Raw genomic sequence first — 21,943 nt, forward strand, 5'->3', positions numbered from 1 at the left:
CCTCGCGACCACGTCCGGCGCCGAGACGAAGGAGAAGACGTGACTGACCAGGCCACCGAGACCACCGTGCACGACGTCGTGATCGTCGGCTCCGGCCCCGCCGGCTACACCGCCGCGGTGTACGCCGCGCGCGCGGGCCTCGCCCCCGTCGTGCTCGCAGGCTCGGTCACGGCGGGCGGCGCCCTGATGAACACCACCGAGGTGGAGAACTTCCCGGGCTTCCCCGAGGCCGTCATGGGCCCCGACCTCATGGACAAGATGCGCGAGCAGGCCGAGAAGTTCGGTGCGCAGGTGGTGTGGGACGACGCCGAGCAGGTCGAGCTGACCGGTGAGATCAAGACCGTCGTCACGGGCGGCGGCGACACCTACCGCGCGCGCGCCGTCATCCTCGCGACCGGCTCCGCGTACCGCGAGCTGGGTCTGCCGGACGAGAAGCGCCTGTCGGGCCGCGGCGTGTCGTGGTGCGCCACCTGCGACGGGTTCTTCTTCCGCGAGCAGAACATCGCCGTCGTCGGCGGTGGCGACTCCGCGATGGAGGAGGCGACCTTCCTCACGCGCTTCGCGTCGAAGGTCACCGTGCTCCACCGCCGCGACTCGCTGCGCGCGTCGAAGATCATGGCCGAGCGCGCCCTGGCGAACCCCAAGATCGAGTTCGCCTGGAACAGCGAGGTCGTCGGCATCACCGGCGAGAACAAGGTCGAGTCGCTGACCGTGCGCGACACCGTCACCGGTGCCACGCGCGAGATGCCGGTCACCGGCCTGTTCGTGGCCATCGGCCACGAGCCGCGCACCGACCTCGTCAAGGGTCAGGTCGACCTGGACGACGAGGGCTACATCGTCGTCCAGGGCCGCTCGACCCGCACCAACCTGCCCGGCGTGTTCGCCTGCGGCGACGCCGTCGACCACACCTACCGCCAGGCCATCACCGCCGCGGGCTCCGGCTGCTCCGCGGCCCTGGACGCCCAGGCGTACCTCACCGCGCTGGCCGACGCCGCCGGCGAGGCCGACCTGGCCGGCACCCCCGCCGTCCCGAACCCCGACGGTCTGCCTGCCGCGCTCGAGCAGGTCGGCTGACCGCCCTCCCCGCTGCCGAAGGAGCACCTCCATGACCGACGAGACCACCACCACCGGCACGGTCGCCGTCACCGACGACACCTTCAAGGCCGAGGTCCTCGAGTCCGACCTCCCCGTGATCGTGGACTTCTGGGCCACCTGGTGCGGCCCGTGCCGCATGGTCGCCCCGATCCTCGAGGAGATCGCCGAGGAGTACGCGGGCCGCCTGAAGGTCACCAAGCTCGACACCGACGCCAACCAGGCCACGACGATGGCCTACGGCATCGTGTCGATCCCGACGCTCAACGTCTACAAGGGCGGCGAGCTCGTGAAGTCGATCGTCGGCGCCCGCCCGAAGAAGGCGCTGCTCGCGGAGATCGAGCCCGTGCTGGAGGGCTGACCGCCCGCACGGCCGAGCACGGCTCGACCGTTCACGAGGCCGGCATCCCCGGTCCGCACCGCCCGGTGCGGCCGTCGGGTGCCGGCCTCGTCGCGTCCGGGGCACCCTCTCTCCCGCTACGACGAGTTCACAGCACACTCACGCGCGTGTCTCGTTCTGCGCGCGTCGCTGCTGTGACTGGACTGTGTCGTGTACGGTGCGACGCATGCCTCGCAAACTGCCCGCCGAGCTCGTCACCCGGCTCCTGAGGGAAGGGCTCGGTCCGCGCGCGATCGTCGAGCACCTGCGCGAGCACGAGGGCGTCGTCGTCTCCCCGCAGGCGATCTCCACCTTCCGCCAGCGGCACACCGACGTGCCGCCGCAGCACTCCACCCGCCGCATCGTGCCGTGGGAGGTGCGGCCCGAGCACCGCACCAGCGGCTACCGGCGCGCCATCCTCGCCTACCACCGCCGGGCCGAGGGTCGGGCCCTCTCCGGCGAGGAGCGCCGCAACCTCGACCACGTCGAGGCGAAGCTGCGCGCGACAGACCAGGTCATCAGCTATGACCCGGACGAGGGCTGGATCCTCGTCCCCGCCAGGCCCGGTGTCGACACCGGGATCATCCGAGAGCCGGAGGCGTCCATGACGCAGAGCACCCCTCGCCCGCACCAGCACAGCACGACGGCCGCCGGCGCGGCAGCGGCCGCTGCGGCGGGGGCTGCCACGGCTCCGGCCGCCTCGCCCGCGGCGCCCGCAGGCCTGACGGGCTCCGCGGCGCCGCGCGACGGCGTCGCCGGCACGCGCCTCGACCCCTGGTTCGGCGCCTACGCCGAGCGGGCCCACGGCATGCGCGCCTCCGAGATCCGCGCCCTGTTCTCCGTGGCGAACCGCCCGGAGGTCGTCTCCCTCGCCGGTGGCATGCCGAACATCGAGGGCCTGCCGCTCGAGGTGATCGGCGAGGCCATGCAGCGCCTCATCACGACGCGCGGCACCACGGCGCTGCAGTACGGGTCCGGGCAGGGCGACGAGACGCTCCGCGAGCGCATCCTCGAGGTCGTCGCGATGGAGGGCATCACCGCGCACCCGGACGACGTCGTCGTGACCACCGGCTCCCAGCAGGGCCTCGACCTGGTGACGCGCATCTTCGTCGACCCGGGCGATGTCGTCCTCGCCGAGGCGCCGTCCTACGTCGGCGCGCTCGGCGTCTTCCGCTCGTACCAGGCGGAGGTGCGGCACGTGGAGATGGATGCCGACGGCCTCGTCCCCGAGGCGCTCGAGCGGGCCATCGTCGCGGCCCACGACGCCGGACGGCGCGTCAAGTTCCTCTACACGATCCCGAACTTCCACAACCCCGCCGGCGTCACGCTCTCTCTGGCGCGCCGCCACCGGGTGCTCGAGATCTGTCGTCGCCACGGCGTGCTGGTCATCGAGGACAACCCCTACGGCCTCCTCGGCTTCGACAGCGACCCGCTGCCGGCCATGCGCTCGTCCGACGCCGAGGGCGTCGTCTACCTCGGGTCGTTCTCCAAGACTTTCGCCCCCGGCTACCGCGTCGGCTGGGTCATCGCGCCGCACGCCGTGCGCGAGAAGCTCGTGCTGGCCAGCGAGTCCGCCATCCTCTCGCCGTCGAACGCCTCGCAGATGGCGATCACCACCTACCTGGAGACGTGCGACTGGAAGGGCCAGATCAAGGCGTACCGGGAGATGTACCGCGAGCGGCGCGACGCCATGATCGGCGCGCTCGGCGAGCACCTCCCGTCGGCGTCGTGGAACGTGCCCGACGGCGGCTTCTACGTCTGGGTGCGGCTGCCCGAGGGCCTGGACGCCAAGTCGATGCTGCCGCGCGCGGTCACCGAGCGGGTCGCCTACGTCCCCGGCACGGCGTTCTTCTACGACGGCCAGGGCGCCGACCACATGCGCCTGTCGTTCTGCTACCCGACCCCGGAGCGGATCCGCGAGGGCGTGCGCCGGCTGGCCACGGTCGTCAACGCCGAGTCGGAGCTCGTGCAGCTGTTCGGCACGAGCGCGCGGCCCGACGCCGACCCGCGCGACGCCGAGTACCCCTCCCCCGACCTGGCGTGACCGCGGCCGGCGGCGCGGCGTCGGTGCTCCGGCGGCGTCGCCCGGCAGCGGCACGACGGCGCCGACGGCGCCTCGGTGCGTCCGTCGTGGCCCGGCCGGTCCCGTCGTCTCCGCCCCGACTCCTCCGCCCTGTCTCCTCTGCCCTGTCTCCTCTGCCCTGTCTCCTCTGCCCGTCCCGCCCCGCACCACGCCGCGGCCTCGCGGCACCCCGCCGTCCGTCCCGAGCCTCGTAGGTGATGACATGACCGCCCCGCAGCCCGCCAGCACCGCCCCGTCCGCACCCCCGGTCGCCGCCGCCCGCGGCGACCGCCCCCTCTCGGTGCTCGTGCTCGCCGGCGGCCTCTCGCACGAGCGCGACGTCTCCCTCCGGTCTGGCCGGCGGGTGGCCGACGCGCTCCGCAGCGCGGGCGTCGAGGTGCAGGTCCACGACGTGAACTCCGAGCTCCTGCCGTTCCTGCGCGAGTCGCGCCCCACCATCGTCTGGCCGCTGCTGCACGGCGCCGGCGGCGAGGACGGCTCGCTGCGCGACGTGCTCGAGCTCGCCGGCGTGCCGTACATCGGCACGGGCCCCCGCGAGAGCCGCATCGCCTGGGACAAGCCGATCGCCAAGGAGCGCCTGCTCGCCGCCGGCCTGTCCACGCCCGAGTGGCTCACGCTCCCCCAGTCGCTGTTCCGCGACCTCGGCGCCCAGGCCGTGCTCGACGCCGTGGTGGAGCGCTTCGGGATGCCGCTCGTCGTCAAGCCGACCCGAGGCGGGTCTGCGCTCGGTGTCACGCGGGTGGAGCGCCGGGAGGACTTCCCCCGCGCCATGGTCGAGTGCTTCGCGTACGGGGGCAGCGCACTCGTCGAGCGGGCCGTCGACGGCGTGGAGCTCGGGGTGTCGGTCGTGGACGGGCCGGACGGGCCGACCGCCCTGCCGGCCGTCGAGATCGAGGTCGACGGCGCCTACGACTACGACGCCCGGTACAACCCCGGGCGGGTGGAGTACTTCGTCCCCGCGCGCCTGGACGCCGCGCAGGCGGCAGCGGTCGCCGAGGCCGCCGTGACCGCGCACCGCGCCCTGGGGCTGCGGCACCTCTCGCGCACCGACATGATCCTCGCCCCTGACGGCTCCATCCAGGTGCTCGAGGTCAACGTCGCGCCGGGCATGACGGAGACGTCGCTGCTCCCCCAGGCAGCCGTCGCCGCCGGCCACGACCTCCCGGAGATGTACCGGCTCATCGTCGAGACGGCGGTCGCCGCGACGCGGTGACCGCCGCGCGGTGACTGCGGCGATGACCGCGGCCGGGGGTGCCGGCCCGGCCGGTCACCTCGCGCTGATCATGCGGAAGGGGCGCCCGGTCCACGTGGAACGGGCGCCCCTTCGGCGTCAGCGGCTCAGCCCTTGAGGAGGCCCGGGTCCTCCGGCGCCATCACCGCGAGGATGCGGTTGAGGTCCTCGACCGAGGCGAACTCGACGGTCAGCCGGCCCTTGGCCTTGCCGACCTGCACCTTGACGCGCGTCTCGAAGCGGTCCGACAGGCGGCTCGCCAGCTCGTCGATCGCCTCGCTGCGCTGGCCGGCTCGCGGCGCCCGGCGCTTCTTCTCGGCGCCGCCGGACGCCATCAGCGCGACGATCTCCTCGGTGGCGCGCACCGACAGCCCCTCCGACACGATGCGCTGCGCCAGACGCTCGATCTCCGCCCCGTCCGTGAGGCCCAGGAGCGCGCGGGCGTGGCCGGCCGAGAGCACGCCGGCGGCGACGCGGCGCTGGACGAGCGGGGGCAGCTTGAGCAGGCGCAGCGTGTTCGAGATCTGCGGCCGGCTCCGCGCGATCCGCGTCGCGAGCTCCTCGTGCGTGCACTCGAAGTCGTCCAGCAGCTGGCGGTAGGCCGCCGCCTCCTCGAGCGGGTTGAGCTGAGCGCGGTGCAGGTTCTCGAGCAGCGCGTCGCGCAGCATGTCGGAGTCGTCGGTGTCCCGGACGATCGCGGGGATCGTGTCGAGGCCGGCCTCCTGGGTGGCCCGCCAGCGGCGCTCGCCCATGATGAGCTCGTACCCGCCGGTGGTCTCCGGGTCAGGACGGACGACGATCGGCTGGAGGACGCCGATCTCCTTGATCGACGCGACCAGCTCGTCCAGGTCCGACTCGTCGAAGACCGTGCGCGGCTGGCGGGTGTTCGGCCGGATCGCCCCGACGGGGATCTCCGCGTAGGTGGCCCCCGGCACCGGGACGAGGTCGTCGCCGTCCGCCTGCGCGGCGCCGTCGGTGTCCTCCGCAGCGTCGCTCACCGTGCCGCCGTCGAGCGCCACCGCACCGTCGGAGGGCGACGCCGTGTCGTGCGGGGCGGGCGTCGTCGCCTGGTTGGCGTCCCGTGGTGCCGCCGGAGCCGCGGGCTCGGCCACCGGGGCCACCGCCGCCGTGTCTCCGTCGAGCGTGGTGGACCCGCGGCCAGGCTCCTCGGCGGTCGCCGACGCGTCGTCGAAGAGGGTCGACGGCTTCCCGGCCGGCGGGTCGGCGGGCGTCACCTCGCTGCGCTGCCGGCGGCCGCCGCGGGTGCGGATCGCGAGCCGACCGCTGGCCATCGCGGCGTCCCACTGCGTGGAGCGGCTGCCGCCTCCTCCGGCGCTCGACGGCGTGTCGGACGATGCGGCGTCCTCGACCTCCGGCGCGGGCGCGGACCGGTCGGCCAGCGGGAAGAAGACGTCGACCGGCCGGTCGCCCTCGGGGGCGGACGGGATGAGCGCGCCGAGCCCGCGTCCCAGCCCGCGTCGCTTCTGCGCGTTCATGCCCGTCGCTCCGAGGTGTTCCTGAAGGTGTGCATCGTCGCCCTCCCCATGTCCCGCGCGTCCCCCGTGATCAGGGTCGAGTCGTCCCCGCACGGCCCTGCACCTGCGTCTCGCCGCCTCATGCGCGGCGACCGTTCCCGACGTGCCGGACCGCCCGCTCCGCCAGCTCGCGCGCGGCCTCGAGGTAGGCCAGCGCACCCGTCGACGACGGGTCGTACGTCAGCACCGACTGCCCGTGGCTCGGCGCCTCCGAGATGCGCACCGACCGGGGCACCGTCGTGCGCAGGGTCTGCTCCGGGAAGTGCTGCCGCACCTCCGAGGCCACCTGCTGGGCGAGGTTCGTGCGGCCGTCGTACATGGTCAGCAGGATGGTCGAGACCGACAGTCCCGGGTTGAGGTGAGCCTTGATGAGGTCGATGGTCTTGAGGAGCTGGCTCAGGCCCTCGAGCGCGTAGTACTCGCACTGGATGGGGATGAGCACCTCGCGGGCGACGACGAACGCGTTGAGCGTCAGCAGGCCGAGGCTCGGCGGGCAGTCGACGAACACGTAGTCGATGGGCTCCTCGCCCTTCGCCGCGCGCTCCTCCAGGTAGGTGTCCAGCGCTCGCCGCAGACGCGTTTCACGTGAAACGAGGGAGACCAGCTCGACCTCGGCACCGGAGAGGTCGATCGTCGCGGGGACGCCGACGAGGCGAGGGATGTCGGGGCACACCTGGATCGCGCTGGAGATGGGCGCGTCCTCGATGAGCACCTCGTAGATCGACTGCGTGCCGGCCCGGTGCTCGAACCCCAGGGCCGTGGACGCGTTCCCCTGCGGGTCGTTGTCCAGGACGAGGACGTTCAGGCCGGCCTGCGCGAGGCCCGCGGCGAGGTTCACCGTGGTCGTCGTCTTGCCGACGCCGCCCTTCTGGTTCGCCACGGTGATGACCCGGGTCGTGGGCGGCTTCGGGAACTGCCGACCGTGCAGGTCGATCCGGCGCCGGGCGTCGATCGCGAGCTGTGCGGCGAGCGGGGTGTCATCGTCCACCTGCGGCAGGCTCTCGATGAGGGCGACCCGCTCGTCCTCACCGGTCTCAGGCGCGGTGAGCGTGGCCTCGCCCAGGATGGGCGTCGACTCCGCGGGCGGCGCGGTCACACGGTCCCACGGCCACCTGCGCTCGTCTGTTCCCATGCTCACGGCCTCTCCTCGCACTGCGTCCATCGTGGCGGGCGTCGCGTCGGCCCACGTCAGCGGGCCTGCCCCACGGTGCGCCGCGACCGCCCCGCACAGCCTACGGTGTGCGCCGCTCGCCGCGTGACGGCCACACCGTCCGTCCGCAGGTTCACCGGCGTCACATCGGGACTGCCCGGAGTCGCGCTCTCGGTCCCCGGGTCATCCGAGATGTTGCCTGGTGCCGGTGCTCGAGCCGCCCGGTCGTCGGCGATCGCCTCGGCCAGCCGGTGACTGCAGTCGAACATCGGCGACGGCGGACTCGCTCGTGCGGCGCCCGACAGCACCGCGACGGGCGATCCAGCCCATGTGCGTTCGGGGCGAGCACTCTCTCGCCCCGAGCCGTCCGCAGGCCTCCTGTCCGAGCCCCCTGTGGTTCGCTCTGTGACGCGCGTCGTGGAAGGCGGGTGGGGCGGCATTCCCGTAACCGTGCCGCCCTGGAGCCCGCGGTGTTCCGCCGCTCCCCCGCCTCCCGGCGCCGTCTCGCCGGCGAGCTGCCAGCCTGCGGTATGCGCGCGCGAGCCCCGTCGGGAGTTCCACGTGAAACGGGGCGGTAGCGACCCGCTGGTGCGACAGCACGCTCGCGTCGCCGCGCCGCGGCGGGCGCACCCGCGTCATCCTGGTCGACCGCTCCGAGGCCTCGGTTCCTCAGTGAGGGGAACCCCTGCGGACCTCGCTACAGCTCACGGCGTCAGGAAACATGCCCTCTTCGCCAGGCGCAGGCCGCGCGTCGCAGGGGTGCTGGGCCAGCATCGGTGACCAGTGACGGATGGAGTGTCCAAGCGAGCACATGAGGGCACGGCGCCCATGTGAACTCACGGCAGGCACCGCACCCGGGATGTTTCACGTGGAACGCCACCCGAGGAAGCCCAGGGCCGACTGCTCTTGCCTCGACCTGACGCACACTCCAGCTGCGATGCCGCTCCAGCAACGTGCACCGTGTTCCACGTGAAACGGAGAGGCAGTCCCCGCGCGTGAGCACCGCTACGCGGCATCACCGAACGCGACGCTCCGTTGATGCGGCGGGCCATTCGACTGGCGGGCGCCGAACGGACGATCACCTGGACGCCTGACCGCCGCCCCACGTTCCACGTGAAACCACCGCGAGCATGGCGCGGGGCGACAGCGCTCGCCGCTCCGCGCCCTGCTCGCGCTGCGAGTCGGGCGAGCGATCACCGGCCCCTGCAGCTCGCGCGCCGCAACCCTCCGCGAGAGCGCATACCCGCGCCCCCGCGAGGACTGCGAGCATCGCAGCCTTGCTCGCACCCCCGGGGCGCAGTGCAAGATCGGCCCGCTCGACGCTGGCCGTGAAGCAGCGGCTCAGCGCCGCAGGCTCGCCGGGGACCGCCGCCGGCTCCCCCGCCGGGATCAGCCCCGACGCACCCGCAGGATCGTCGTCGCCTCGACGCCCGGCACCGTGGTCCCCGCCAGGATCTCCGGCTCGCTCGCCTTGAACGACCGCAGCACCTTGCGCGCGCCCGGCACCTCCTGCGCCACGTTGCGCCCCTTGAGCACCACCATCTCGCCCCCGTGCCGGAGCAGCGGCATGCTCATCCGCGCGAGCTTGGTCAGGTTGGCGACCGCCCGGGAGGTCACCGCGTCCGCCTCGAACGCGTCGTGGTACTCCTCCGCGCGCCCGCGCTTCACCTGGACGTTCGCCAGCTCGAACCGGTCCACCACCTCCTGCAGCCAGGTGGTGCGGCGCTCCATCGGCTCGATGAGGTACACCTCCACGGCGGGCCGCATCATCGCGACGACCACGCCAGGCAGTCCCGCTCCCGAGCCGACATCGGCGACCACGCCGCCCTGCGGCAGGTACGGCACCACGGCGGCAGAGTTGAGGATGTGCCGCTCCCAGAGCCGGTCGACCTCGCGCGGACCGATGAGGCCACGAAGCTCGCCCTGCTCGCGCAGGAGAGCCGTGAAGCCCGCGACCTTGTCGTACGCCTCGCCGAAGTACGCACGCACCTCCGGGCTCGACCCCAGGTCCTCGTCGGCAGGGCCCGCCTCGTCGGCAGGGCCCGCCTCGTCGGCAGGGCCCGCCTCGTCGTCGGGACGTGCGGGCTCCGGCACCACACCCAGCGCGTCCGTGCGCGCCTCGTCCGTCGTCTCGGGCTCCTCGCGCCCCGGCTCCTGCGTCACCTTCACTCCTCCGTCGTCTCTCGTGCTGCGTTCCCGGCGGCCTTCGTGGCACCCATTGCACCCGCGGCACCCATAGCACCCGGCCGGACCGTCGCCGGCCCCGGACGCCGGCCGGCCACCACCGCTCGCGCAGCGCGGCCCGCGACCTCACCGAGGTCGCGGGCCGCGTCCTTGCCCTGTGTCACCGGCGTCGCGCGCCCGGCACCGTCGTCACGGTGCGGGCTGCACCACGACGTAGCGCTGCGGCTCCTCGCCGCGCGAGTCGCTCACCAGGCCCGCGGCGGCGACGACGTCGTGCACCACCTTGCGCTCGAAGGCGTTGAGCGGCTCGAGCTCCACCTCGGTCCCGGTCGACCGGACGGTGGCGATCGCCTCCTCGGCGAGGGTGGTCAGCTCGGCCCGGCGGCGCGCACGGTAGCCCGCGACGTCGAGCATGAGCCGGCTGCGCTCCCCCGTGCGCGCCTGCACGGCGAGGCGCGTGAGGTCCTGCAGCGCATCCAGCACCTCGCCGTCGGCGCCCACCAGGTGCTCGAGCGAGCCCTGCTCGTCGGCGACGATCTCCACGGCCGCGCGGCCGTGCTGGACGTCGATGTCGATGTCGCCGTCGAGGTCGGCGATGTCGAGCAGCTCCTCCAGGTAGTCGGCCGCGATCTCGCCCTCCTCCTCGAGCTGGGAGGTGCGGTCCACCTGGTCCACCTGGTCCGCCTCGTTCGCCTGGTCGGCATGGTCGGCCTGGTCGGCCTGGTCGACCTGGCCGACGCCCTCAGGGGTGTGGGTGCTCATCGGCTCAACCCTTCTTCCTGCGGTTCTTGCGCTGCGGCTGGACGCGCTGGCCTCGAGGCAGCTCGGTGACCTCGGCGGTCTCCGGCGCGTCGATGACCAGACCCTTGGCGGCGGCCTTGCGAGCCCGCTTCTCGTTGAGCAGGCGCTCCGCCTCCGAGCCCGGCGCCGGCATGCGCTTGATCGTGTAGAACTGCTGCCCCATCGACCAGATGTTGGTCACGGTCCAGTAGATGAGCACACCCACCGGGAAGTTCACGCCCGAGATCGCGAAGACCAGCGGCAGCAGGTAGAGCATCATCTTCTGCGTGCTGGCCATGGGGCCCTCGAGGGCCGCCTTGGGCATGTTCTTCATGGTCAGCTGGCGCTGCGTGAAGAACGTGGTGGCGCTCATCGCCACGATGAGGGCGATGACGACGATCCGGGACGTCAGCGAGTCGGTCGACATGAAGACGTCGGAGAGCTGGGCACCGAACAGCGTCGAGCTCTCGATGTCGGCGGCGACCTGCTGGTTGATCGGGCCGATCGCGTCGTGGTTGCCCTCGGAGATCGACTTGAGGTTGTTGAGCACCCGGAACAGCGCGAAGAAGATCGGCGACTGCAGCAGGATCGGCAGGCAGGACGCGAACGGGTTCGTGCCGTGCTTCTTGTAGAGCTCCATCGTCTCGCGGGTCATCGCCTCGCGGGACGCCGGGTCCGTCTTGCCCTTGTACTTCTTCTGGATCGCCTGCATCTCCGGCTGCATCATCTGCATGCCGCGCGAGGCCCGGATCTGCTTGAAGAAGAGCGGGATCAGCACGATGCGGATCACGATCACGAGGGCCACGATCGACAGGACCCAGGCGACGCCCGGCCCCTCGGGGAGCCCCAGGGCGGTGAAGAGCGTGTGGGACCCGGTCATGATCCAGGCCACCACCCACTCGATGGGGTAGAGCAGTGCGAAGATCCCGCCGTCCATGCGGATGTTCTCCTAGCTGTGAAAGTCTGCGGGGCGCCCGAGGACCGGGCTGAGGTCAGTGCTGGTGCGCGTGCGCGTCCGGCGTCGCGTGGTCGGCCGCGGCCCGCTGCTCGGAGCGGTTCGTGCGCGGCCGGGCCGGCGGCACGTCGTCGACGCCGCCGAGGCTCCACGGGTTGCACCGGAGGATGCGCCACAGCGCCAGCCCTGTCCCCCGCAGCGCACCATGGGTGCGGATCGCCGTCACGGCGTAGTGGGAGCAGGACGGGTAGTACTTGCAGGTCGGGCCCGTCATCGGCGAGACGACGACCTGGTAGACGCGGATCATGCCCACCAGCACGGTGGCGGGCAGGTCGTGCAGCGTCTGCCGCACGGGGCGGGCGGCGGAGCGGGGCGCGCCCCGGCGGGCGCGGGACTCCGCGGACGCGGCGCTCATGCCGGCCTCGGGACGGGCGCGGCGGCGCGGCGGGTCGCCTTCGCGAGGGCGCCGCTCACGTCCTGGGAGAGCTCGGCGTACGTCGCCGTCGACGACGCCGGCAGCGCCCGCACCACGGCGCGGGCGCGCGAGGGCAGACCGTCCGGGGAGTCGGTCAGGAGCGAGCGGACGACCGCTCGCAGCCGGCGCTTGACCAGGTTGCGCTGCACGGCATTCCCCACGGCCTTGGAGACGACGAAACCGACCTGCGGCGTCTCGGCCCCCTCGTCGTCGACGAGGAGGTGGACGACCACGGTCGATCGCCCGGCACGCGCGCCGCGGCGCACCGTCCGTCCGAAGTCGGCAGGACGACGGAGACGGTGCGCCGCGGGCAGCACGCGTCAGGCAGAGAGCTCGGCGCGACCCTTGCGGCGGCGGGCGGCCAGGATGGCGCGGCCGGCGCGGGTGCGCATGCGCAGCCGGAAGCCGTGGGTCTTCGCGCGACGGCGGTTGTTCGGCTGGAAGGTCCGCTTGCTCACGAGGTGCTCCAAGAAACGTCGGGGGCGTTGCCGCGCCGACGAACGTCGACGGTGCAGGTCCTGTTGCAGGACGGGTCGCGGGCGGGTGCCCGCGGTGTCCGGCCTGCCGTGGCCAGGTGGCGTCCCGGACGATCCTCGACCGAGGAGTCTCGTCTGAGGGCGCGCGAAAGTACCTGGAACGGCTGTCCGACGTTACGCGATCCGACGGGCTTGGGTCAAACCCGGCACAGTCGGCCTACGATGGCACGCACCCCAGCCGCCGTGCCGGTCCGAGGACCGGCGTGTCGCCCGTGCTCACCCACCCCGGCCGGCCGTGGACGACGCGTTCTCCCGACGCTCCCCACCGGCTCCACAGGGTGTGGAGAACTATGTGGACGACGCCTCGGCGTGACAGACTCCCTGTGCTCTGAACACGCCCTCCGGTGCGCGCGAGGGCCACCCGAACGCCGATCAGGATCAAGGAGCGCCAGCCGTGCCGGACGAGGACATGAGCAGAGTCTGGGCGCAGGTCGTCGAGACCCTGGAGCAGCGCTCCGACATCACGCCCCGGCAGCTCGCGTTCGTCCGCCTGGCCAAGCCGATGGCCATCGTCGACGGCACTGCGTTCATCGCCGTGCCGCACGAGCAGACGCGCACGTACCTCGAGACGAGCGTGCGCGACCAGCTCATCTCCGCGATGTCGTCGGTGCTCGGGCGGGAGATGCGCTTCGGGATCACCGTCGACCCCGAGCTGAGCAGCGACACCCTCACCGGGCCGGCGCAGGACTACGTCGAGCCGGAGGAGGACCCGGAGCCCGACGTCCTGCCCACGATCCCCGTCCCGGCCCCCCGGCCGTCCGCCGAGCCGACCCGCCTCAACCCGAAGTACATCTTCGAGACGTTCGTCATCGGCTCGTCCAACCGGTTCGCGCACGCCGCGGCGGTCGCGGTCGCCGAGGCGCCCGCCAAGGCCTACAACCCGCTGTTCATCTACGGCGACTCCGGCCTCGGCAAGACGCACCTGCTGCACGCGATCGGGCACTACGCCCACAACCTCTATCCCCACGTGCGGGTGCGCTACGTGAACTCGGAAGAGTTCACCAACGACTTCATCAACAGCATCGGCGAGGGCAAGGCCGGCGCGTTCCAGCGCCGCTACCGCGACGTCGACGTGCTCCTCATCGACGACATCCAGTTCCTGCAGGGCAAGGAACAGACGATGGAGGAGTTCTTCCACACCTTCAACGCCCTGCACAACGCCAACAAGCAGGTCGTCATCACCTCCGACGTGCCGCCGAAGCAGCTCAACGGCTTCGAGGACCGGCTGCGGTCCCGCTTCGAATGGGGCCTCATCACCGACGTGCAGCCGCCGGACCTCGAGACCCGGATCGCGATCCTGCGCAAGAAGGCCGCCAGCGAGCGGCTCGACGTGCCGAACGAGGTGCTCAGCTACATCGGCTCGCGCATCTCCACGAACATCCGCGAGCTCGAGGGTGCGCTCATCCGCGTCACGGCGTTCGCGAACCTCAACCGCCAGCAGGTCGACCTGCCGCTCGCCGAAATCGTGCTGCGCGACCTCATCACGGACGAGGACACGCAGGAGGTCACGCCGGCGATGGTCATCGCGCAGACGGCGGCCTACTTCGGCCTGACGATCGACGACCTGTGCGGCACCTCCCGCTCCCGCGTCCTGGTGACCGCCCGGCAGATCGCCATGTACCTGTGCCGCGAGCTCACCGACCTGTCGCTGCCGAAGATCGGTCAGCAGTTCGGCGGCCGCGACCACACCACGGTGATGCACGCCAACAAGAAGATCGCCGGCCAGATGGCCGAGCGCCGCTCCACCTACAACCAGGTCCAGGAGCTCACCAGCCGCATCCGTCAGCAGACGCGCGGCAGCCGCTGAGCCGTCCACGCCCGGCCGAACCAGCCGGCCGAACCAGCTGGCCCAGTCGAACCGCACCGTCCGACGGCGGTCGCGCCCCCAGGCGCGGCCGCCGTCGCCGTGTCCGTCCACGACTCCGCAGCAGCCGAGCCGCACCGTGCCGGCCGGCGCTGCACCGGGGCCCGCCCCTGGGGTCCGCGTCGGCGGTCCGAGTGCGCCCGGGCGGCGCCGGTCCACACGCCCGTCCACAGGTGTGTCCTCAGGATCCACAGTGACCGAGCGCCACGGATCCGCAGGATCCCGCGCATCGACCACCGAACACTTGCCCCGACCGAAGTTGTCCCCAGGCATCGTGCACAGGTGGGGGATTCTCGTGGACAGCTGTTGTCCACCGATCTGTACACACGACGGCACCGCTCTGACCTGCGCAGACACCGGCGCCGGACTGGGCGTCCCCACAGGTGTGGACGTAGTCTGTGGAGAAGTGGGCCAACACGGCCGGAAGCGTCCGTACACACGTGTGGACATCCCTGTGGACAGGTGTGGACAGCACCGCGAGAACCTGTGGACCGCGACCCCCTCGTCGGTGGACGCCTGTGGGTACGGCGAGCGTCGTCCACATGCCGCACCAGCTCGTACACAGGCGCGACCCCAGTGCATCCACACGCAGAAATAGCGTATGACCTGCGGAAACATGTGATTCCCACATGTTCCACAACACCGAAGACAACGACGACAGATCTCTGAGAAGGGAAATGGTCGAGCCTTCATCGGGCCGAGGCCCCCTTCCGTGCACCCCCTCGTCCGGCCGGCAGCACGAGTGTCGGCGCGGTCCTGCGCACCGGCACCTGGACGGCCGGAGGACGGCGGAGGATCGCCGGGCCTCTCCGCGCGCCCCGTACCGTCTGCTCCGTGTCCGCGCTCCGGGCCACGGGGTCCACAGCCCCTGACCGCACGTGCCCCGGCGGGTCCCGGTCGCGTAGGGTTTGCGTCTGACCAGAGTTCGCGGCGCCGTGCGGCGTCGCGGGGACACGAGGAGTGGGATGAAGTTCCGGGTTGAGCGTGACGTCCTGGCCGATGCCGTCACCTGGACCGCGCGCACGCTCCCCACGCGTCCGCCGGCGCCGGTGCTCGCGGGCGTGCGCATCGAGGCGGACGCCTCCGGCGTGATCGGCCTGTCGAGCTTCGACTACGAGGTCTCCGCGCGCTCGGAGATCCCCGCCGAGGTCGCCGAGCCGGGCACCGTGCTGGTCTCCGGACGCCTCCTCGCCGAGATCTCGCGCGCGCTGCCGCACAAGCCCGTCGACGTGACGCTCGAGGGCACCAAGGTCGTGCTCACCTGCGGCGCGTCGCGCTTCACGCTCCTGACGATGCCCGTCGAGGACTACCCGACCCTGCCGCAGATGCCGGAGCTCACCGGCACCGTGTCCGGCGACGCGCTGACGCACGCCGTCGCCCAGGTGAGCGTCGCCGCCAGCCGCGACGAGACGCTGCCGCTGCTCACGGGCGTGCGGATGGAGATCGAGGGCGAGCGCATCACGCTGCTGGCCACGGATCGCTACCGCCTCGCGCTGCGCGAGCTGACGTGGACCCCGACGACGCCCGGCTTCTCCGCCGTCGCGCTCGTCAAGGCCCGCACGCTCACCGACGTCGCCAAGTCGCTCGGCGGCGGTGGCGGCCTGGTGAACGTCGGCCTGTCCACCGGCAACGGCCTGGACCTCATCGGCTTCGAGGCCGGCGGGCGCCACACGACCTCGCAGCTCGTGGACGGCGACTACCCGCCGGTGCGCCGCCTGTTCCCGGACACCAAGCCGATCCATGCCGTCGTGCCCACCCAGGCCCTGATCGACGCGGCCCGCCGCGTCGCCCTCGTGGCCGAGCGGAACACCCCGATCCGCCTGTCCTTCACCGACGGCCAGGTCGTGCTCGACGCCGGCCAGGGCGACGACGCGCAGGCGTCTGAGGCCCTCGAGGCCGTGCTGGTGGGCGAGGACATCACCGTGGCGTTCAACCCGCAGTTCCTGCTGGACGGCCTCACGGCGCTCGGCACGGACTTCGTGCGGCTGTCCTTCACGCACCCCAACAAGCCTGTCGAGTTCACCGGCCAGGAGTCCCTGGACGGCGACGACTCCGACACCTACCGGTACCTGCTGGTCCCCATCCGCTTCGCCGGCTGAGGTCCCGCCGGTCCAGCGCCGCACCGACGAGAAGCCAGCGTCATCACCACCGCGCAGCGACCGCTGCGCGCCACGCCCGGGCTCCGGCCCGAAGGAGGTTACGCAACCATGGTCAGCCACATCGGCCTCGTCGGTCTCGGCAAGATGGGCAACAACATGCGCGCCCGTCTGCGCCAGGGAGGCATCGAGGTCACGGGCTACGACCCGCGCCCGGAGGTGACCGACGTCGCGACGCTCGCCGACCTGGTCGCCGCGCTCCCCGCCGACCGCCGCGTCGTGTGGGTGATGGTCCCCGCCGGCGAGCCGACGCGCGCCGTCGTCTCCGAGCTGGGCGGCCTGCTGAGCGAGGGCGACATCGTCATCGAGGGCGGCAACTCGCACTACGTGGAGGACCAGACCCGCGCCGAGGAGCTCGCCGCGAACGGCGTCGGCTACGTCGACGTGGGCGTCTCCGGCGGCGTCTGGGGCCTGGAGAACGGCTACGGCCTCATGGTCGGCGGCGCGGACTCCGACATCGAGGCGCTCATGCCGGTCTTCGACGCGCTGCGCCCCGAGGGCCCGCGCGAGGAGGGCTTCGTGCACGCCGGCCCCGTCGGCGCCGGCCACTTCGCCAAGATGGTCCACAACGGCATCGAGTACGGCCTCATGCACGCCTACGCCGAGGGCTACGAGCTCCTCGCCGCCAAGGAGGGCCTGATCGCCGACCCGCACGCCACCATGAAGGCCTGGACCCGCGGCACCGTGGTGCGCTCCTGGCTGCTCGACCTCATGGTCCGCGCGCTCGAGGAGGACCCGAAGCTGGCGCAGCTCGACGACTGGGTCGCCGACTCGGGCGAGGGCCGCTGGACCGTCGAGGAGGCCATCAGCCTGGCCGTGCCGCTGCCGGTCATCTCGTCCTCGCTGTTCGCGCGCTTCGCCTCGCGCCAGGAGCAGTCGCCGGCCATGAAGGCCGTCGCCGCCCTGCGTCAGCAGTTCGGCGGGCACGCGGTCAAGTCCGCGGGCTGACCCGACGCCGGCCGCGGCCGGCGACGTCGTGACCAGCGCCCTCCGGCCGCCCACCCGGGCCGGCCGGAGGGCGCACCGCACTCCCTGCCCCCGACGAACCGGCCGATCACGCCGAAGGAGCGCCTGCAGCAGCCATGTACGTCTCGCACCTGTCCCTGCTCGACTTCAGGTCCTACGCGGCCGTCGACGTCGAGCTGGAGCCCGGACCCAACGCGTTCGTGGGCCGCAACGGGCAGGGCAAGACCAACCTGGTCGAGGCGATCGGGTACGTCGCGACGCTGGGCTCCCACCGCGTCGCCACCGACGCGCCGCTGATCCGCGCCGGCGCGCCGCGCGCCGTCGTGCGCACCCGCATCGTGCGGGGCGACCGCGCCTCCACCGTCGAGCTGGAGATCACCCCGGGCAAGGCGAACCGCGCGCGCATCAACCGCGGCCAGCCGGTGCGCACCCGCGACGTGCTCGGCATCCTGCGCACGGTGCTGTTCGCGCCGGAGGACCTGGCCCTGGTCAAGGGCGACCCGGACGGGCGCCGGCGGTTCCTCGACCAGCTCGTGGTGCAGCTCCTCCCCCGCACGGCCGGCCTGCTCGCGGACTACGAGCGGGTGGTGCGGCAGCGCTCCGCCCTGCTCAAGTCCCTGCGCGGCCTGCGCGCGGCCGGGCGCTCGGCCGACCTCACGACGCTCGAGATCTGGGACGCGAAGGCCGCGCAGCTCGGCGCGCAGGTCCTCGCGATGCGGCTGCAGCTGCTGCAGGCGCTGCGCCCGCTCGTCGGCGCTGCGTACGAGCAGGTCAGCGACGCCGACGGCGCCGCCGAGCTCGGCTACCGCTCGAGCGCGGGCGAGGACCCCGACGACGGCGACGCCGTGCTGCCCGCCGACCCGGCGGCCGCGCCGCCCTCGGCCGCCGACCTGGAGCAGGCGCTGCTGGCCGCCATGGCCGCGGCGCGGACCCAGGAGGTGGAGCGCGGCGTGACGCTCGTCGGGCCGCACCGGGACGACCTCGTGCTCACCCTCGGCGGCCTGCCCGCCAAGGGGTACGCCAGCCACGGCGAGTCGTGGTCGTTCGCGCTCGCCCTGCGGCTGGCCTCGTACCGCCTGCTCGGCGGCGGGTCCGACGCCGGCGACCGGCCCACGGACGGGCCCGGGGCGGCGGCGGTCCTGCCGGCGGGCGGCGCGTTCTGGGACCCGGACCTCGGGACCGACGCCGACCCGGTGCTCGTCCTCGACGACGTGTTCGCCGAGCTCGACGTGCGCCGCCGCGAGCGGCTCGCCGAGCTCGTGGCGCCCGCCCGGCAGGTGCTGGTCACCGCGGCGGTGCCCGCCGACGTGCCGCCGGGGCTCCTGGCCGCCCGCTTCGACGTCACGACCGGGCAGGTGCAGCGTGCGGGCTGAGCCGGGCGCGGACGTCCCGGGCCCGGACGTCCCGGACGGCGGCACGCCTCCCGCGGACGGTGCCGCGTCCGCCGGCTCACCCGCCGAGCCCGCCGGCTCCCCGGGGTCGGCGGGGCCGGTCGGGTCGGCCGACTCCCCTGGCGTCGCGCCCCTGGAGGACCCGGACGCGGCGCCGCCCACGCCGCCCGCCGAGGTCGCCCGCGCGGCGCTGAACCGTGCCAAGGCCGCCGCGCGCGCCCGCGGGCTGCGCCCGGGGTCTCCGCCGCGGCGGTCGCCGCTCGCGGAGCCCCGCACCGGGTCCGGCTCGGGCCCGGGAGCCCGCGACCCCCAGCTGCTGTCCGACGTCCTGGGCCGGCTGCTGCGCGAGAAGGGCTGGACGGCGGACGTCTCCGTCGGCGGCGTCATCGGGCGGTGGCGCGAGGTGGTGGGCGACCAGGTGGCCGACCACTGCGCGCCGGAGACGTTCGAGGACAAGGTGCTCGTCGTGCGCGCCGACTCGACCGCGTGGGCCACCCAGGTGCGCCTGCTCGTGCCGACGCTGCTGCGCCGGCTGGCCGAGGAGGTCGGCGAGGGCGTCGTCGACGAGGTCAAGGTGCTCGGCCCGGCCGGCCCGAGCTTCCGTCGCGGCCCGCGGTCGGTGCGCGGGCAGGGTCCGCGGGACACCTGGGGCTGACCCGGCCCGCCGAGCGCACCCTGCTGAGCGCACCCTGCTGAGTGCACCGCCGAGCGCCCTCCGGGACGGCACAGGACGGCTCCGGACGGCCGTCCCCGGCCGCCGTCGTGCACAGGGCTGTGCACGACTGCCCACCGGTGTGGACATCCCTGTGGACAACTCGCGACGATCCGCGGCGGGACACCGCTGAAGTCCGGGGAAAACGCCCTCGAGAAGGTAGACTGGAGGGGTCTTCCCGGGCCCGTGCTGAGGCCCTGTCGGTGGCACGTCACGCAGCCTCGCTGGCTCGGGCTGTGCCCGCGACGGGTCCCGACGCGTGACCCGGGCGACAACGACCGACCCGCGGTCTCGACGGCACCCGCCGGCGAGCTCCCGCGGCCCGGGCACGGGGCCCGGGAACCCGTCGGGCGTGCACGGACGACGAGGAGCGAACCGGCCTGTGGCGAATCGGAACGACGGCGGATACGACGCCGGGAACATCACCGTCCTGGAAGGTCTCGAGGCCGTCCGCAAGCGCCCGGGCATGTACATCGGCTCCACGGGCGAGCGCGGCCTGCACCACCTCGTCTACGAGGTCGTGGACAACTCGGTGGACGAGGCGCTCGCCGGCTACGCCGACACCATCCACGTGGCGCTGCTCGAGGACGGCGGCGTCCGGGTCCAGGACAACGGCCGCGGCATCCCGGTCGCGATGCACCCCACCGAGGGCAAGCCGACGCTCGAGGTCGTCATGACGATCCTCCACGCCGGCGGCAAGTTCGGCGGCGGTGGCTACGCCGTCTCGGGCGGCCTGCACGGCGTCGGCATCTCCGTGGTCAACGCCCTGTCGACGCGCGTCGTCTCCGAGGTGGCGCGCGACGGGTACCGCTGGCGCCAGGAGTTCGCGAACGGCGGCACGCCGGCCTCGGGCCTCGAGCGGCTCGAGGCGACCGAGGAGACCGGCACCACCCAGACGTTCTGGGCGGACCCGGAGATCTTCGAGACCACCACCTTCGACTTCGAGACCCTGCGCGCACGCTTCCAGCAGATGGCGTTCCTCAACAAGGGCCTGACCATCACGCTGACCGACGAGCGCTCGGGCCACGCCGACACCGACGACGAGGTCGTGGGTGCGGACGGCGTGCCGGACGCGGACGGGGTCGCGTCGGGGGCCGCGGTGGCGGACGGCGTGGCCGGCGACGGCGCGGCGAAGAAGGCCGCGCGCACGGTCACCTACCGGTACGACGGCGGCCTGACGGACTACGTCAAGCACCTCAACGCGGGCAAGAAGGTCGAGCTCGTCCACGCCGACGTCATCGACTTCGAGGCCGAGGACACCGAGAAGAAGATCTCGGTCGAGGTCGCGATGCAGTGGACCAGCGCCTACAGCGAGTCCGTGCACACCTACGCCAACACGATCTCGACCACCGAGGGCGGCACCCACGAGGAGGGCTTCCGCGCGGCGCTGACGAGCATCGTCAACACCTACGCCCGCGACAAGGCGATCCTCAAGGAGAAGGAGGACAACCTCACGGGCGACGACGTCCGCGAGGGCCTGACCGCCGTCATCTCCGTCAAGCTCGGCGAGCCGCAGTTCGAGGGCCAGACCAAGACGAAGCTGGGCAACACCGAGGCCAAGACCTTCGTGCAGCGCGTGGTGCGCGAGCAGCTCACCGACTGGTTCGACGCCCACCCCAACGAGGCCAAGGACATCATCCGCAAGGCCATCTCGGCGTCGCAGGCGCGCATCGCGGCCCGCAAGGCCCGCGAGGCCACGCGCCGCAAGGGCCTGCTGAGCAGCGGCGGCATGCCGGGCAAGCTCAAGGACTGCCAGTCCAACCGCCCGGAGGAGTGCGAGATCTACATCGTCGAGGGCGACTCGGCGGGTGGCTCGGCGGTCCGCGGCCGCAACCCGTACAACCAGGCGATCCTGCCGATCCGCGGCAAGATCCTCAATGTCGAGCGGGCCCGCCTCGACAAGGCGCTGTCCAACGCCGAGGTGCAGGCGCTCATCACGGCGTTCGGCACCGGCATCGGCGAGGACTTCGACGCCTCGAAGCTGCGGTACCACAAGATCATCCTCATGGCCGACGCCGACGTGGACGGCCAGCACATCGCGACGCTGCTGCTCACGCTGCTGTTCCGGTACATGCGACCGCTCATCGAGCACGGCCACGTGTACCTCGCGATGCCGCCGCTGTACCGCCTCAAGTGGTCCAACGCGCCGCACGACTATGTGTACTCCGACAAGGAGCGCGACGCGTTCCTGGCCGAGGGCCAGAAGGCCGGCAAGCGGATCCCCAAGGACAACGGGATCCAGCGCTACAAGGGTCTGGGCGAGATGGACTACTCGGAGCTGTGGGACACCACCATGGACCCGGACAACCGCACCCTGCGGCAGGTCACCATGGACGACGCCGCGGCCGCCGACGAGATCTTCTCGATGCTCATGGGCGAGGACGTCGAGTCCCGCCGCAGCTTCATCCAGCGCAACGCCAAGGACGTCCGCTTCCTCGACATCTGACGGGGCCG

18 protein-coding genes are annotated in these 21,943 nt (G+C 72.6%); 10 read left to right on the forward strand and 8 right to left on the reverse strand.

Features of this window, described 5'->3' with window-relative positions; translation table 11 throughout:
- The first annotated feature begins 39 nt into the window (after positions 1-39).
- The 4 genes from trxB to U5M74_RS14010 all read left to right on the forward strand — a co-directional run bounded on the left by trxB (position 40) and on the right by U5M74_RS14010 (position 4,767).
- Complete coding sequence (gene trxB / locus U5M74_RS13995; RefSeq protein ID WP_410909541.1) at positions 40-1,074, forward strand: thioredoxin-disulfide reductase; 1,035 nt, start codon at positions 40-42, stop codon at positions 1,072-1,074.
- Positions 1,075-1,105: 31 nt separating this feature from the next.
- Positions 1,106-1,453, forward strand: a complete 348-nt coding sequence (gene trxA / locus U5M74_RS14000; protein ID WP_410909542.1) for a thioredoxin — start codon at positions 1,106-1,108, stop codon at positions 1,451-1,453.
- Positions 1,454-2,192: 739 nt separating this feature from the next.
- Positions 2,193-3,515, forward strand: a complete 1,323-nt coding sequence (locus U5M74_RS14005) for a PLP-dependent aminotransferase family protein (protein WP_410909573.1) — start codon at positions 2,193-2,195, stop codon at positions 3,513-3,515.
- A gap of 241 nt (positions 3,516-3,756) precedes the next feature.
- Positions 3,757-4,767: a D-alanine--D-alanine ligase gene (locus tag U5M74_RS14010; RefSeq protein WP_410909543.1), complete on the forward strand. Its 1,011-nt coding sequence runs from the start codon at positions 3,757-3,759 to the stop codon at positions 4,765-4,767.
- 125 nt (positions 4,768-4,892) lie between these two features.
- Here the strand turns inward: U5M74_RS14010 and U5M74_RS14015 are convergent, their stop codons facing one another.
- From U5M74_RS14015 to rpmH, 8 genes are all read right to left on the reverse strand, one after another.
- Positions 4,893-6,281: a ParB/RepB/Spo0J family partition protein gene (locus U5M74_RS14015; protein WP_410909544.1), complete on the reverse strand. Its 1,389-nt coding sequence runs from the start codon at positions 6,279-6,281 to the stop codon at positions 4,893-4,895.
- 118 nt (positions 6,282-6,399) lie between these two features.
- The gene (locus U5M74_RS14020; protein WP_410909574.1) at positions 6,400-7,452 is read right to left on the reverse strand and encodes a ParA family protein; all 1,053 of its coding nucleotides are present in this window, start codon (positions 7,450-7,452) and stop codon (positions 6,400-6,402) included.
- Between the two features lie 1,407 nt (positions 7,453-8,859).
- On the reverse strand, positions 8,860-9,477 hold the full coding sequence (gene rsmG / locus U5M74_RS14025) for a 16S rRNA (guanine(527)-N(7))-methyltransferase RsmG (protein WP_410909575.1): 618 nt from the start codon (positions 9,475-9,477) through the stop codon (positions 8,860-8,862).
- A gap of 366 nt (positions 9,478-9,843) precedes the next feature.
- On the reverse strand, positions 9,844-10,416 hold the full coding sequence (locus U5M74_RS14030; protein ID WP_410909545.1) for a protein jag: 573 nt from the start codon (positions 10,414-10,416) through the stop codon (positions 9,844-9,846).
- A 4-nt stretch (positions 10,417-10,420) separates the two neighbouring features.
- Positions 10,421-11,371, reverse strand: coding sequence for a membrane protein insertase YidC (gene yidC / locus U5M74_RS14035; RefSeq protein ID WP_410909546.1), 951 nt, complete (start codon positions 11,369-11,371; stop codon positions 10,421-10,423).
- 55 nt (positions 11,372-11,426) lie between these two features.
- The gene (gene yidD / locus U5M74_RS14040) at positions 11,427-11,804 is read right to left on the reverse strand and encodes a membrane protein insertion efficiency factor YidD (RefSeq protein WP_410909547.1); all 378 of its coding nucleotides are present in this window, start codon (positions 11,802-11,804) and stop codon (positions 11,427-11,429) included.
- The gene (gene rnpA, locus U5M74_RS14045) at positions 11,801-12,181 is read right to left on the reverse strand and encodes a ribonuclease P protein component (RefSeq protein WP_410909548.1); all 381 of its coding nucleotides are present in this window, start codon (positions 12,179-12,181) and stop codon (positions 11,801-11,803) included. Before rnpA ends, yidD begins: the two co-directional genes overlap by 4 nt.
- Positions 12,182-12,184: 3 nt before the next feature.
- Positions 12,185-12,322 carry a 50S ribosomal protein L34 gene (rpmH, locus tag U5M74_RS14050; protein ID WP_010849920.1) on the reverse strand — a complete coding sequence of 46 codons (138 nt, stop codon included), beginning with the start codon at positions 12,320-12,322 and terminating at the stop codon, positions 12,185-12,187.
- A 487-nt stretch (positions 12,323-12,809) separates the two neighbouring features.
- Here rpmH and dnaA point away from each other — a divergent pair, with 487 nt between their 5' ends.
- The 6 genes from dnaA to gyrB all read left to right on the forward strand — a co-directional run bounded on the left by dnaA (position 12,810) and on the right by gyrB (position 21,935).
- Positions 12,810-14,207: a chromosomal replication initiator protein DnaA gene (dnaA, locus tag U5M74_RS14055; RefSeq protein WP_069983019.1), complete on the forward strand. Its 1,398-nt coding sequence runs from the start codon at positions 12,810-12,812 to the stop codon at positions 14,205-14,207.
- Positions 14,208-15,229: 1,022 nt separating this feature from the next.
- A complete protein-coding gene (dnaN, locus tag U5M74_RS14060) occupies positions 15,230-16,363 on the forward strand; it encodes a DNA polymerase III subunit beta (RefSeq protein ID WP_410909549.1) in 1,134 nt (377 codons plus the stop codon).
- 108 nt (positions 16,364-16,471) lie between these two features.
- Positions 16,472-17,368, forward strand: a complete 897-nt coding sequence (gnd, locus tag U5M74_RS14065) for a phosphogluconate dehydrogenase (NAD(+)-dependent, decarboxylating) (RefSeq protein WP_410909550.1) — start codon at positions 16,472-16,474, stop codon at positions 17,366-17,368.
- Between the two features lie 134 nt (positions 17,369-17,502).
- Positions 17,503-18,759, forward strand: coding sequence for a DNA replication/repair protein RecF (gene recF / locus U5M74_RS14070; RefSeq protein ID WP_410909551.1), 1,257 nt, complete (start codon positions 17,503-17,505; stop codon positions 18,757-18,759).
- Between the two features lie 151 nt (positions 18,760-18,910).
- Positions 18,911-19,432 (forward strand): DUF721 domain-containing protein, encoded by a 522-nt coding sequence (locus U5M74_RS14075; RefSeq protein WP_410909576.1) that lies wholly within the window; start codon positions 18,911-18,913, stop codon positions 19,430-19,432.
- Between the two features lie 439 nt (positions 19,433-19,871).
- A complete protein-coding gene (gene gyrB, locus U5M74_RS14080; RefSeq protein ID WP_410909552.1) occupies positions 19,872-21,935 on the forward strand; it encodes a DNA topoisomerase (ATP-hydrolyzing) subunit B in 2,064 nt (687 codons plus the stop codon).
- Positions 21,936-21,943: the final 8 nt, after the last annotated feature.

Origin of the sequence: Puerhibacterium sp. TATVAM-FAB25 (assembly GCF_046535855.1) — a bacterium.
In the GTDB taxonomy this organism is placed as follows: domain Bacteria; phylum Actinomycetota; class Actinomycetes; order Actinomycetales; family Cellulomonadaceae; genus Puerhibacterium; species Puerhibacterium variabilis_A.